The following is a 13144-nucleotide window of genomic DNA, read 5'->3' as shown; positions in this document are numbered from 1 at the left end:
CAGACGTCCCGCCCCGGCGACCGGGGCGGGACGGCTCACTGCAGCTTGCGCTTCTGCGCCGCACTCCAGTCCCGCATCCGCTGCGGGTAGCCGGTGATCTGCGCGTCGTACACCGGGACGGCGAGCTCCTTGGACAGCCGCCGGGCCACGTCGGGCCCGTCGATGCGACGACGCGTCCACTCCCCGTCGGCGGCGACCAGCAGGATGGTGGTCTCGGTGACCGCGGTCCTGGGCTCCACGTAGCCCTCGACCCCGCGCCGGGTGGCCACGAACTCCTCCAGGTGCGCCAGGTCGCCCTTGCCCGACGCCCGGTCCAGCGTGCCCGGGCGACCGCCGCGCGCACCGGCCGCGCCACCGCGGCCCCGACCCCGGAACCTGTCCAGCAGACCCATGTCCGGCTCCCTCCCTCCACCGCCGGCACGGCGTCCGCAGTGCTGGCGGGGGTGACCGACACGGCACCCAGCGAGCCAACGGAGCAGCCCGGTCGCCCGTTCCCCGCTAGTGGCAGGATGGGGAGGCACAGGCCCCAGACCGGTCGCGGCGAGCACGACCTGCCCGCCGACCGGGACGTCAGCACCGAGGAGATCCCGTGAGCGCACCGACCCAGCCCGCCGACCTGGTCATCCTCGGTGGTGGATCGGGTGGCTACGCCGCCGCTCTGCGCGGCGCCGAGCTCGGCCTGTCCGTCGTCCTGATCGAGAAGGACAAGGTCGGCGGCACCTGCCTGCACCGCGGCTGCATCCCCACCAAGGCGCTGCTGCACGCCGCCGAGGTCGCCGACTCCGCCCGCGAGGGCGAGCAGTTCGGCGTCAAGACCTCGCTGGCCGGCATCGACATGGCCGGGGTCAACGACTACAAGGGCGGCGTCACCGCCAAGCTGTACAAGGGCCTGCAGGGCCTGATCAAGAGCCGCAAGATCACCTACGTGGAGGGCGAGGGCAAGCTCGTCTCCCCCACCGCCGTGGCCGTCGGTGACACCACCTACGAGGGCAAGCACGTCCTGCTCGCCACCGGCTCCTACGCCCGCAGCCTGCCCGGCATCGAGATCAACGGGACCTCGGTCATCACCAGCGACCAGGCCCTCGAGCTCGAGCGGGTGCCCAGCTCGGTGATCATCCTGGGTGGCGGCGTCATCGGCTGCGAGTTCGCCAGCGTCTGGAAGTCCTTCGGCGCCGACGTGACCATCATCGAGGGTCTGCCGCACCTGGTGCCGCTGGAGGACGAGTCCTCGTCCAAGCTGCTCGAGCGCGCCTACCGCCGTCGCAAGATCGACTTCTCCCTCGGCAGCCGGGTCTCCAAGGTCACGACGACCGAGGACGGGGTCTCCGTCGAGCTGGAGAACGGCAAGTCCTTCGAGGCCGAGATCGTGCTCGTCGCGGTCGGCCGCGGGCCGGTCAGCCAGGGCCTGGGCTACGAGGAGGCCGGTCTCACGATGGAGCGTGGCTTCGTCATGGTCGACGAGTACATGCAGACCAACGTCCCGACGATCAGCGCGGTCGGGGACCTGGTGCCCACCCTGCAGCTGGCCCACGTGGGCTTCGGCGAGGGCATCCTGGTGGCCGAGCGGCTGGCGGGTCTCCCGGTCGTCCCGATCGACTACGCCGGCGTCCCCCGGGTCACCTACTCCGAGCCCGAGGTGGCCTCGGTCGGCCTCACCGAGGCCCAGGCCAAGGAGAAGCACGGTGAGGTCGAGGTGCTGACCTACGACCTGGGCGGCAACGGCAAGAGCCAGATCCTCAAGACCCAGGGTGCGGTGAAGCTGGTCCGCGCCAAGGACGGCCCGGTCGTCGGCGTGCACATGGTCGGCTCCCGCGTCGGTGAGCTCGTGGCCGAGGCCCAGCTCATCTACAACTGGGAGGCCCTGCCCGACGAGGTCGCCTCCCTCATCCACCCGCACCCGACGCAGAGCGAGGCTCTCGGCGAGGCGCACATGGCCTTGGCCGGCAAGCCGCTGCACTCGCACAGCTGACCCGCTCGACCACCCACCGCACGCCACCCAGCACCCCCCAGACCTGAGGAGAACTGCACTCGATGCCGACGTCCGTCACCATGCCCGCCCTGGGCGAGAGCGTCACCGAGGGCACCGTCACCCGCTGGCTCAAGCAGGAGGGTGACACCGTCGAGGTCGACGAGCCCCTCCTCGAGGTCTCGACCGACAAGGTCGACACCGAGATCCCCTCGCCGGCAGCCGGTGTGCTGACCAAGATCATCGTCGCCGAGGACGAGACGGTGGACGTCGGTGCCGAGCTCGCCGTCATCGGCGGCGAGGGCGAGGGCGGTGGCGAGTCCGCCCCGGCCGAGGCGCCCGCGCAGGCCGAGGCCCCCGCCCAGGAGCCGACCCCCGAGCCCGAGCCGACCCCGGAGCCGGAGGCTGCCCCCGCGCCCTCCGCGGGCTCCTCCGACGACGGCGGCGAGGGCACCCCGGTGACCATGCCGGCGCTCGGCGAGTCCGTCACCGAGGGCACCGTCACCCGCTGGCTCAAGGCCGAGGGCGACACCGTCGAGGTCGACGAGCCGCTGCTGGAGGTCTCGACCGACAAGGTCGACACCGAGATCCCCTCCCCGGTCGCGGGGACGCTCACCAAGATCCTCGTGGGCGAGGACGAGACCGTCGACGTCGGCGCCCAGCTGGCCGTCATCGGCGGCGGCTCCGGTGGCCAGTCGGCACCGGCCGAGTCGGCCCCGGCCGCTCCGGCCCAGGAGCAGACCCCCGACGAGGCCCCCGAGCCCGAGCAGGCCTCCGGCGCCCAGGCCCAGCCGACCCCGGTCGAGGCCGAGCCCGCCAGCTCGACCCCGGGCGCCGACTACGGCTCCAGCGGCTCGCTGCCGGCCGGGTCCCCGACGTCCCAGCCGGCCCCGCAGGTCGCCCCCACCGCCAAGCCCGCGGCGGCCCCGGCTGCGCCCAGCGGTGACGGCGGGGGTGCCTACGTGACGCCCCTGGTGCGCCGCCTGGCTGCCGAGCACGGTGTCGACCTGTCGACGCTGTCGGGCACCGGTGTCGGTGGCCGCATCCGCAAGCAGGACGTGCTCGCGGCCGCCGAGTCCGCCTCCCCCGCCGCGGAGGCCCCGGCCGCCGCTGCTGCGGCCACTCCGGCAGCCGCCGCGCCGGCCAAGGCCGCTCCTGCGCCGAAGCCGGACTCGGCCCTGCGCGGGCGCACCGAGAAGATGTCGCGGCTGCGCAGCGTGATCGCCAAGCGGATGGTCGAGTCGCTGCAGGTCAGCGCCCAGCTGACCACCGTGGTCGAGGTCGACGTCACCCGGATCGCGAACCTCCGCACCCAGGTGAAGAACGACTTCGCCGCCCGCGAGGGCGTCAAGCTGTCGTTCCTGCCCTTCTTCGCCAAGGCCGCGGTCGAGGCACTGAAGGCGCACCCGACGGTGAACTCCTCGCTGGACATGGAGGCCGGCACGGTCACCTACCACGACGCCGAGAACCTGGGCATCGCAGTGGACACCGAGCGCGGCCTGCTGGTGCCGGTCATCCAGGGTGCCGGCGACCTGAGCATCGCCGGGATCGCCCGCAAGATCGCCGACCTGGCCGAGCGCACCCGGACCAACAAGGTCACCCCGGACGAGCTGGGCGGCGGCACCTTCACGCTGACCAACACCGGCAGCCGCGGTGCCCTGTTCGACACACCGATCATCAACCAGCCCCAGGTCGCCATCCTGGGCACCGGTTCGGTCGTGAAGCGTCCGGTCGTCGTGCAGGACGCCGAGCTGGGCGAGGTCGTGGCGGTCCGCTCGATGGTCTACCTGGCCCTGTCCTACGACCACCGGATCGTCGACGGCGCCGACGCCGCCCGCTTCCTCACCACGGTGAAGGAGCGGCTGGAGGCCGGCCAGTTCCACGGAGAGCTCGGCCTCAGCTGAGCTGACACACCGCTCCACCACCTCGGGCCCCGGCGATCGCCGGGGCCCGAGGTGTCGGTGGGGCCGGACCCGGGCACCGCACGGCTGACCGCCCGGACCGACCCGCCCTCTCCTGTCCGTACGACCCGCACGCACGACCGACCCGGAGGTCATCGAGACCATGAAGATCGCGGTGACCGGCTCGTCCGGTCTGGTGGGCACCGAACTGCTGCGGACCCTGCGCGCCGAAGGGCACGAGGTGCTCCGGCTGGTCCGCCGCACCCCCCGCACGGCCGACGAGCACCGCTGGGACCCCTCCCACGGCGAGCTCGCCCCGGGGGTGCTGGCCGACGTCGACGCCGTGGTGAACCTGGCCGGTGTGGGCATCGGCGACAAGCGCTGGACCGACTCCTACAAGCGGGAGGTCGTGCAGAGCCGGGTCGACAGCACCCGCACGGTGGCCCAGGCCCTGGCCGACGCCGCCGCGGCCGACCCCTCCCGCCCGCGGGTGCTGCTGTCCGCCTCGGCCGTCGGGTACTACGGCGACGGCGGGGACACCGTGCTGGACGAGCAGAGCCCTCGCGGCACGGACTTCCTGGCCGACGTGTGCGTGCAGTGGGAGGCGGCCACCGCACCCGCCGAGCGGGACGGCATCCGGGTCGCGCACCTGCGGACCGGGCTGGTCCTCGGCAAGGGCGGCATGATGGCCAAGCTCAAGCCGTTGTTCGCCCTGGGTGTGGGCGGCAAGCTCGGGTCCGGGGACCAGTGGTGGCCCTGGATCAGCCTGCGCGACGAGGTGGACGCGATCCGCTTCCTGCTCACCGCAGACGTCGCCGGACCGGTCGATCTGACCGGTCCCGAGCCGGTCACCAACGCGGCCTTCACCGAGGCGCTGGGCCGGGTGCTGCACCGGCCCACCCTGGTCCCGGTCCCCGGCTTCGCGCTCTCCCTGGTGCTCGGTGAGTTCGCGGGCGCCGGGGTGCTGGCCGGCCAGCGGGCCCTCCCCCGCGTCCTCATGGAGTCCGGGTACCGCTTCACCCACGGCGACGTGGAGTCCGCGCTGCGCTGGGCCGTCGCCCAGGACTGACGGACCGACCCCGGTCGCCCCGGGCAACGGGCGCACCCGGCCCGGTCCTCACGGGCCGCGACGGGCGTCCAGCACCCGCCAGCCCGCCGGCGTCCGGACCAGGGTCATCGTGACCTCGGCGGGCTCCCGGCCGGCCAGCTCGGTGCGTCTGCCCTCCCGGTCCTCGACCGCGTAGGCCGGCACCCGGTCGACCAGGGTGAGGACCACCTGGTCGGAGTCGCCCTGCGGTGCTGGCGCGGTGGTCGCGGTGACCTCCTCGACCACCGGGGCGAACCCGGACCAGCGTCCGCCGGCTGCGGTCACCGCGGTCAGCCCGGCCGTGTCCGCGGCCAGCAGCGGGCTGTCAGCTGCGTAGACCCCGCTCAGCTGACCGGCGGCCCCCGCTGCGTAGGCGTCGGCGCGGGCCTCGTACAGGCTGCTGACCAGGGCCTGCCAGCCGGCGGCGTCGGCGGGGGCCGTCGGCGCCCCCGGGGCGGCGGTCGGCACGGGGCCGGGCCCGGGCGCCGTGTTCGATCCCGGCGTCGTCCTGGGTCCTGCCGTCGTGCTGGGTCCCGCTGTCGTGCTGGGTCCCGCGGTCGTGCTGGGTCCAGGCGACGACGTGCCTGGGGACGTCGTCGCCGGGGACGTGGACTCCGGCGGCCTCGGCTCTCCCGCGTCCGGCCCGGTCGCCAGCTCCGCCGACCCGGCAGCGGGGACGGCGGCGTCGGGGACCGCACCGGTCCCGCCCCACTGCACCCCCACCCACACCGCCGCGGCCAGGGCGGCGAGGACGGCAACGGCAGCCGCCGTCCGGCGGGCGGCGGCGACCACTCCCCTGGACCCGAGTGGCACCCGTGACCGCAGCGTGGCCCACCGGCCCCGGTCCTCCGGAGCGGAGTGCGCCCCCGGCGGGCGGCGCACCTGGTGGGTCAGCTCGGTGCGGGACACCTGACCGGTGCGGGCCAGCAGCGCGTCCTCCACCCCGGAGCGGGGCATCGCGATCCGCTCGGGGCGGCAGGCGTGCCGCAGGTCCAGGGCGAAGGCCGCGGCGGTGCCGCGCAGGTGCGGGTGCGGGGACAACCCGCGCTCGACCACGGCCACCAGCTCCTCGGGGGCCTCGGGGGCGAGCAGCCCGAGGTCGGGCACCTGCCCCTCGGCGGCGACCCGCAGCGTGGCGGCCGCACCGGCGGCGTTCCACGGCGGGACGCCGGTGAGGGCGTGGAACGCCGCCGCCGCCACGCCGAAGACGTCGGAGGCCGGCCCCGGCGCACCGCCCCGCGCCACCACCGGGTCGACGTAGGCCGGGGTGACCTCGACGTCGGAGGTCTGCCCGAGCACCCGGCCCACGCCCAGGTCGGTGAGCACCGGACGGCCCTCGGCGGTGAAGACCACGTTGCCCGGGGAGAGGTCGCCGTGCACGATGCCGCGCTCGTGCGCGTGGGCCAGCGCGGCAGCGACCGGCGCGATCGCGGTGACCACCTCGCCCGGGCGCAGTCGCCCCCGGCGGGCGAGCAGCCGGGCCAGGCTGCCGCCGGGCAGCAGGTCCAGCACCAGGGCCACCTGGGTGCCCCCGCCGCGCAGCCCCCGGTGCACGACCTCGACGAGCCGGACCAGGTGCGGGTGGTCGAGCTCCGCCAGCAGCGCGGCCTCCCGGTCCTGACGGGCGGGGTCGCCGACGTGCAGCACCTTCACCGCGACCCCGACACCGCCTCCGCGAGGACGCGCCCGCCACACCTCACCGGAGCCACCGCGTCCCAGCAGCTCCTCCAGCACGTACCCCGGGACGACGGGTGGGGCCGCGGGGGTGGACGGCGGGGGCTCGGACATGGCCGGGGACGGTAGGCGGGTGCGGCGCCGCACGCGCGGCGCTGTCCACAGGCGGGGCCGCGTCCACAGCCCGTGGCACCCGAGGGGTCGGCCGGCGTGCACCCGCCTAGGTTCAGGGCATGTCGCTGCCGGACCGGGTCGAGGTCGTCGTCGTGGGTGCCGGGCTGGCGGGGCTGTCGGTGGCCACCCGGTTGGCCGCGGCCGGCCGCGACGTCCACCTCGTCGACGCCGCCGACCACGTCGGCGGCCGGTTGACCACCGAGCGGCTCGACGGCTTCACCGTCGACCGGGGCTTCCAGGTGCTGAACACCGGCTACCCACGGGCGGCGGCCGACCTCGACCTCGAGGCCCTGGACCTGGGCTGGTTCTGGACCGGCGCCGTCCTCTGGGTGGACGGGCGGGCACACCGGGTGGTCGACCCCCGGGAGCACCCCACGGCCCTGCTGGACACCGTCCGGGCGCCCATCGGGAACCTGCTGCGGGAGGCGGCGATCGGCCTGTTCTCCGCCCGCGCCGGCTACCTGCCCGTCGACCGGCTGCTCGCCGCCCCCGAGCGCACGGCAGAGCAGGCCCTGCGGGCCGCACGGGTCGGCGACGTGGCCCTGGAGCGGTTCTTCCGCCCCTTCCTGTCCGGCGTGCTGCTGGAGTCCGAGCTCGCCACCTCCAGCCGCTACCTGGACCTGCTGTGGCGCAGCTTCGTCCGCGGCCGGATCGGCCTGCCCGCGCGGGGCATGCAGTCAGTCGGCGAGCAGCTGGCCGACCGGCTGCCCGCGGCCTCCCGGCACCTGGGCACCGAGGTCACCGCCGTCGAGGGCACCGGCGTGCGGACGGCGGAGGGCACCACCCGCGCCGATGCGGTCGTCGTCGCCACCGACCCCGGGACGGCGTCCCGGCTGCTGCCCACCGTCCAGGCCGCTGCCCCGCGGCAGGTCACCACCCACCTGCACGTGCTGCCCACCTCGCCCTGGGACGCACCGCTCATCGTGCTGGGCAGCCCGGGCGGCCGGCTGGTCAACTCCGTCGTCGTCAGCGACGCCCAGCCGGCCTACAGCCCCGACGGCCGGGCCCTGGTGGCCAGCTCGACCCTGCAGCCGACCACGGAGGCCGGGGTACGGGAGGAGGTCGCGCGGGCGCAGGGCGTGGCCACCACCGACCTGGAGCACCTGACCAGCGTCACGGTCACCGGCGCCCAGCCGGCCGCCACCGTCCCGCTGCAGCACCGTCGGCCCGTGGACCTGGGCGGCGGGCTCTTCGTGTGCGGCGACCACCGGGACACCCCCTCGATCCAGGGCGCGATGGCCAGCGGGGCCCGGACGGCGCGGGCCGTGCTGGCCCGGCTGCAGGTCGCCCGGTGACCGCTTCCGCCCCGACCGTCCTGGCCACCAGCATCGGGTTCGACTCCCGCGCCCGGGGCCCGTACGACTGGTCCCCGGGTCCGGTGTTCGACCTGGCCTTCGACCTGGCCGGGGCGCCGGGGCGGCCCCGCATCTGCCACCTCGCCACGGCCACGGGAGACGACCCAGCCCGGGTCGGGGCCTTCTACGCCGCCTTCGCCGGCCGCCCGGTGGACGTCTCGCACCTGAGCCTGTTCACGATGCCGACGGTGGCCGACGTGCGGGCGCACCTGCTGGCCCAGGACGTCGTCTGGGTGGGCGGCGGCAGCGTCGCCAACCTGCTCGCCGTCTGGCGGGTGCACGGCCTGGACGAGGTCCTCGCCGAGGCCTGGCGCGCCGGGGTGGTGCTGGGGGGTGTCTCGGCCGGGTCGCTGTGCTGGCACGTCGGCGGCACCACCGACAGCTTCGGCCCGCACCTGCGGCCGGTGACGAACGGGCTGGCGCTGCTGCCGCACTCGAACTCGGTGCACCACGACTCCGAGCCCGGACGCCGGCCGCTGTACCGCCGGCTGGTCGGGGACGGCACGCTCCCCGCCGGCTACGCCTCCGAGGACGGCGTCGGCCTGGTCTACCGGGGCACCGAGCTGGTCGAGGCCGTCGCGGACCGGCCGGGCACCTCCGCCTGGCACGTCCGTCGACTGCCCGGGCAGGCCCCGGACGGGACCGAGGCCGAGGAGACCCGCATCGCCCCCCGGCGGCTGCGGTGACGGCCGGCACCGGTCGGCCGGCGGGGCCTAGGCTGGGCCGGTGACCGATCTGGTGGTGGTGCGGGCGGGGACCGTCGACTACGAGGAGGCCTGGGCGCGCCAGCGCGAGCTGCACGCGGCCCGCGTCGCCGGGACGGGTCGCGACACGATGTTGCTGCTGGAGCACCCGTCGGTCTACACCGCCGGCCGCCGCACCCTGGACCACGAGAAGCCGCAGGACGGCACGCCCGTGGTCGACGTCGACCGTGGCGGCAAGATCACCTGGCACGGTCCCGGCCAGCTCGTCGGCTACCCGATCGTGGCGCTGCCCGACCCGGTCGACGTCGTGGCGCACGTCCGCCGGCTCGAGGTCGCGCTGATGGCCGTCTGCGGTGACCTCGGCGTCGTCACCGAGCAGGTGGAGGGCCGCAGCGGCGTCTGGGTCCGGGCCGACGACCGAGGGCCCGACCGCAAGATCGCCGCGATCGGCGTGCGGGTGGCCAAGGGCGTCACCATGCACGGCTTCGCCCTCAACGGCGACCCCGACCTCTCCGCGGGCTTCGCCGGCATCATCCCGTGCGGGATCGTCGACGCCGGGGTCACCTCGCTGACCGCCGAGCTGGGTCGCGACGTCACCGTGGCCGAGCTGCTGGACCCGGTCGAGTCCGCGATGCGGTCGGTGCTGACTCCCACCCTGGTCGGATGAGCGGTCTGCCGGCGGGCCGCTACGTCGCGCTGACCACCTACCGGCGCAACGGCACCCCGGTCACCACACCCGTCTGGTGCGCCCCGGACGGCGACGTCCGGCTGGTGTGGACCAACCCCGACGCCGGCAAGGTCAAGCGCCTGCGGCACACCTCGGACGTGCTGCTGGCCGACTGCGACGCCCGAGGCCGGGTCCGCGGACCGCACGTCGCGGGCACCGCGACCCTGCTGCCCGGGGACTCCTGGCCACGCCTGGACGCGGCGCTCTCGGCCCGGTACGGCTGGCAGTACCGGCTGTCCCGGCTCGGGTCGTCACTGGCCGCCCGCCGGGCGGGACGGCAGGGCCCACTCGGCATCGGCATCGAGATCGCCCCGCGCCGGCCGGACCCCACCCCGGCCGACCGACCCGGTCCCCACTGACCGCAGCGGGGACGGGGTCGGTCAGCTGGCGACGACGTTGACCAGTCGCCCGGGGACCGCGATGACCTTGCGGACCGTCTTGCCCGCCAGCAGCTCGGTGATCCGCGGGTCGGCCAGGGCCACCGCCTCCAGGGCCGCGGCGTCGGCGTCGGCCGGCACGTCGAGCTGGGCCCGCACCTTGCCGTTGACCTGGACCACGATCTGCACGACGTCGTCGACCAGCAGCGCCGGGTCCGCGACCGGGAACGGCGCCCACGCCGAGGACCCGGTGTGCCCCAGCCGGGACCACAGCTCCTCGGCCAGGTGCGGGGCCAGGGGTGCGACCAGCAGGGTCAGCCACTCACACACCTGACGGGGCACCGGACCGGACTGGCCGTAGGCCTGGGTCAGGTGGTTGGTCAGCTCGGCGACCCGGGCGATGGCCACGTTGAACCGCAGCGTGCCCATGCCGTCGCGGACGCCGTCGACCGCGCGGTGCAGGGCCTTGGCGGTGTCCCCGGTGACCTCGTCGTCGCCGGCCCGGACGTCACCGGTCGTCTCGTCGACGACGACCCGCCAGACCCGCTGCAGCAGCCGCTGCGACCCGACGACGGCCTTGGTGTCCCAGGGGCGGGACTGCTCCAGCGGCCCGGTGGACATCTCGTACACCCGGAAGGTGTCGGCGCCGTAGGCCCCGATCATGTCGTCGGGGGTGACCATGTTCTTCAGGCTCTTGCCGATCTTCCCGTACTCGCGGTCGACCGGCTCCCCCTCGTAGAAGAAGCCGCCGTCCCGCTCGACGACGTCGGCCGCCGGCACGTAGAAGCCGCGCGCGTCGGTGTATGCGTACGCGGAGATGTAGCCCTGGTTGACCAGCCGCCGGAAGGGCTCCTCGGAGCTGACGTGCCCCAGGTCGAAGAGCACCTTGTGCCAGAAGCGGGCGTACAGCAGGTGCAGCACGGCGTGCTCGACACCGCCGACGTAGAGGTCCACTCCCCCGACGTCGCCCTCGGAGCGCGGACCCATCCAGTAGGCCTCCAGCGACGGGTCGACGAAGCGCTCGTCGTCGGAGGGGTCCAGGTAGCGCAGGTAGTACCAGCACGACCCGGCCCAGTTGGGCATCGTGTTGGTCTCCCGGCGGTACTGCCGCGGACCGTCGCCCAGGTCCAGGGTCGCCGTCGTCCACTCGGTGGCCCGGGACAGCGGCGGCTCGGGCGCGGAGGTGGCGTCGTCGTCGGCGAAGGTCTTCGGGGAGTAGTCGTCGACGTCGGGGAGCAGCACCGGCAGCTGGTCGGCGGGCACGGCGACCGGCAGGCCGGCGTCCGGACCGTCGACGGCGTAGACGATCGGGAACGGCTCGCCCCAGTAGCGCTGCCGGCTGAACAGCCAGTCGCGCAGCTTGTAGGTCGTCGTCGCCTCGCCGTGCCCGTGCGCGACCAGCCAGTCGGTCACGGTGGCGATCGCGGTGGCCTTGTCCAGGCCGTCCAGCGACAGCTGGTCGTTGGAGCTGTTGATCATCGGGCCGGCGCCGGTGTACGCGCCGCCCTCGAAGCCCTCCGGGGGCTGCACGGTGCGCACCACGGGCAGGCCGAACACCTGCGCGAACTCGAAGTCGCGGGTGTCCTCACCGGGGACGGCCATGATCGCGCCGGTGCCGTAGCCGGTGAGCACGTAGTCGGCGATGAACACGGGCAGGTCGGCCCCGGTCAGCGGGTTGACTGCCGTCGTCCCCAGCCAGACGCCGGTCTTCTCCCGGCCCTCGGCCTGCCGGTCCAGCTCGGAGCGGCGGGAGGCCTGCAGCTGGTAGGCCGCGACCGCCTCGGCCGGCGTCGGCGCACCGGCGGTCCAGCGCGTGTCGGCGCCCTCGGGCCAGGTGTCGGCGGTGAGCGAGGAGACCAGTGGGTGCTCGGGGGCCAGCACCAGGTAGGTGGCGCCGAAGAGGGTGTCCGGGCGGGTGGTGAAGACCTCGACGTCGCCGAAGCGGACCCGGGCGCCGGTGGAGCGGCCGATCCAGTTGCGCTGCATCTGCTTGAGCGAGTCCGACCAGTCCAACCGGTCCAGGTCTGCCAGCAGTCGCTCGGAGTAGGCGGTGATCCGCATCATCCACTGGGTCAGCGGACGCCGGAAGACCGGGAAGTTGCCCCGCTCGGAGCGGCCGTCGGCGGTGACCTCCTCGTTGGACAGCACCGTGCCCAGCCCCGGGCACCAGTTCACCGGCGCCTGGTTCAGGTAGGCCAGCCGGTGCAGGTCGACGACCTGGCGGCGCTGGACCTCGTCCAGCTCGGCCCACGGACGGTCGAAGGGGTTGGTGTCGGGCTGCCGGGTCCCGGCGTCCAGCTCGGCGACCAGCTCGGCGATCGGCCGGGCCTTGTCGGCGGTCGTGTCGAACCAGGCCCCGAAGACCTGGGTGAAGATCCACTGGGTCCACTTGTAGTAGCCCGGGTCGATCGTGGCGAAGGTGCGGCGGGTGTCGTGGTCGACGCCCAGGCGGCGCAGCTGCGCGGAGATCGCGGCGATGTTGGCCTCGGTGGTGACCCGGGGGTGCTGCCCGGTCTGGACGGCGAACTGCTCCGCCGGCAGGCCGAAGGCGTCGTAGCCCATCGGGTGCAGCACGTTGTGCCCGTCCATGCGCAGGAAGCGGCTGGTGACGTCGGTGCCCAGGTAGCCCAGCGGGTGCCCGACGTGCAGCCCGGCACCGGAGGGGTACGGGAACATGTCCATCAGGAAGGCCTTGGGCCGGTCGGCGACGCGCTCGAACCCCTCGGCCAGCCGGCCGGTCGGGTTGGGCGTGTGGAAGGTGCCCTCGGCCTCCCAGCGGTCCTGCCAGGACAGCTCGATCTGCTGCGCCAGCGCCGGGGTGTAGCGGTGCGGCGGGACGGCGTCGGTGCTGGGCTGGCTCATCGCGGGCTCCTGGGGAGGTCGTGCCGGTGGGTGGGCAGAAAAAAACCCCTCACGCAGGAGGGGCAGCCGTGGTGACCTGGGGTGGTGCGGTCAGCACGGCCTGAGGAGGAGCGGTCCACCGGACACGACCGCGAGGTTACCCCGCCCCCCGGGGCCGCCGTACGACGTGGCCGGTCGCCGTGGGTGCCCGGGTGGGCCACTCACCCGGGAGGGGCACGCCGGCGTCCGCCCGCTGAACGCGCGCCCCGGCGAGACCGATGGGGTCCGTATGGCGGCGAGTGGATGGACGGACACTCGGGGACGCACCCGGCTGGCCC

10 protein-coding genes are annotated in these 13144 nt (G+C 74.6%); 7 read left to right on the top strand and 3 right to left on the bottom strand.

From position 1 onward, the window contains the following. Nucleotides 1-35: 35 nt before the first annotated feature. Nucleotides 36-392, bottom strand: a complete 357-nt coding sequence (locus tag ASG41_RS17675) for an oxidoreductase (RefSeq protein ID WP_082557051.1) — start codon at nucleotides 390-392, stop codon at nucleotides 36-38. A gap of 197 nt (nucleotides 393-589) precedes the next feature. Here ASG41_RS17675 and lpdA point away from each other — a divergent pair, with 197 nt between their 5' ends. The 3 genes from lpdA to ASG41_RS17660 all read left to right on the top strand — a co-directional run bounded on the left by lpdA (nucleotide 590) and on the right by ASG41_RS17660 (nucleotide 4936). Continuing rightward, nucleotides 590-1969, top strand: a complete 1380-nt coding sequence (lpdA, locus tag ASG41_RS17670) for a dihydrolipoyl dehydrogenase (RefSeq protein WP_056297958.1) — start codon at nucleotides 590-592, stop codon at nucleotides 1967-1969. Nucleotides 1970-2031: 62 nt separating this feature from the next. After that, nucleotides 2032-3870, top strand: a complete 1839-nt coding sequence (gene sucB / locus ASG41_RS17665) for a 2-oxoglutarate dehydrogenase, E2 component, dihydrolipoamide succinyltransferase (protein ID WP_056297955.1) — start codon at nucleotides 2032-2034, stop codon at nucleotides 3868-3870. A 160-nt stretch (nucleotides 3871-4030) separates the two neighbouring features. Continuing rightward, the gene (locus ASG41_RS17660; protein WP_056297952.1) at nucleotides 4031-4936 is read left to right on the top strand and encodes a TIGR01777 family oxidoreductase; all 906 of its coding nucleotides are present in this window, start codon (nucleotides 4031-4033) and stop codon (nucleotides 4934-4936) included. A 48-nt stretch (nucleotides 4937-4984) separates the two neighbouring features. Here the strand turns inward: ASG41_RS17660 and ASG41_RS17655 are convergent, their stop codons facing one another. Next, nucleotides 4985-6742, bottom strand: a complete 1758-nt coding sequence (locus ASG41_RS17655; protein ID WP_056298298.1) for a serine/threonine-protein kinase — start codon at nucleotides 6740-6742, stop codon at nucleotides 4985-4987. A 119-nt stretch (nucleotides 6743-6861) separates the two neighbouring features. Here ASG41_RS17655 and ASG41_RS17650 point away from each other — a divergent pair, with 119 nt between their 5' ends. Genes ASG41_RS17650 through ASG41_RS17635 form a run of 4 tightly spaced genes read left to right on the top strand, consistent with a single transcriptional unit; the run spans nucleotide 6862 to nucleotide 9947 of the window. Continuing rightward, nucleotides 6862-8097, top strand: a complete 1236-nt coding sequence (locus tag ASG41_RS17650) for an NAD(P)/FAD-dependent oxidoreductase (RefSeq protein ID WP_056297948.1) — start codon at nucleotides 6862-6864, stop codon at nucleotides 8095-8097. Then, nucleotides 8094-8843 carry a peptidase E gene (locus ASG41_RS17645; RefSeq protein ID WP_056297945.1) on the top strand — a complete coding sequence of 250 codons (750 nt, stop codon included), beginning with the start codon at nucleotides 8094-8096 and terminating at the stop codon, nucleotides 8841-8843. The genes ASG41_RS17650 and ASG41_RS17645 overlap by 4 nt, the downstream gene beginning before the upstream one ends. 40 nt (nucleotides 8844-8883) lie before the next feature. Beyond that, nucleotides 8884-9528 (top strand): lipoyl(octanoyl) transferase LipB, encoded by a 645-nt coding sequence (lipB, locus tag ASG41_RS17640; protein WP_056297943.1) that lies wholly within the window; start codon nucleotides 8884-8886, stop codon nucleotides 9526-9528. Further along, nucleotides 9525-9947 (top strand): PPOX class F420-dependent oxidoreductase, encoded by a 423-nt coding sequence (locus tag ASG41_RS17635; protein WP_056297939.1) that lies wholly within the window; start codon nucleotides 9525-9527, stop codon nucleotides 9945-9947. The genes lipB and ASG41_RS17635 overlap by 4 nt, the downstream gene beginning before the upstream one ends. Nucleotides 9948-9968: 21 nt before the next feature. On the opposite strand, the gene leuS is transcribed toward ASG41_RS17635, so the two are convergent. Beyond that, nucleotides 9969-12827 (bottom strand): leucine--tRNA ligase, encoded by a 2859-nt coding sequence (leuS, locus tag ASG41_RS17630; RefSeq protein ID WP_056297936.1) that lies wholly within the window; start codon nucleotides 12825-12827, stop codon nucleotides 9969-9971. Nucleotides 12828-13144: the final 317 nt, after the last annotated feature.

Origin of the sequence: Modestobacter sp. Leaf380 (assembly GCF_001424485.1) — a bacterium.
GTDB lineage: Bacteria > Actinomycetota > Actinomycetes > Mycobacteriales > Geodermatophilaceae > Klenkia.
This window is presented reverse-complemented; position numbering and strand designations above follow the sequence as displayed.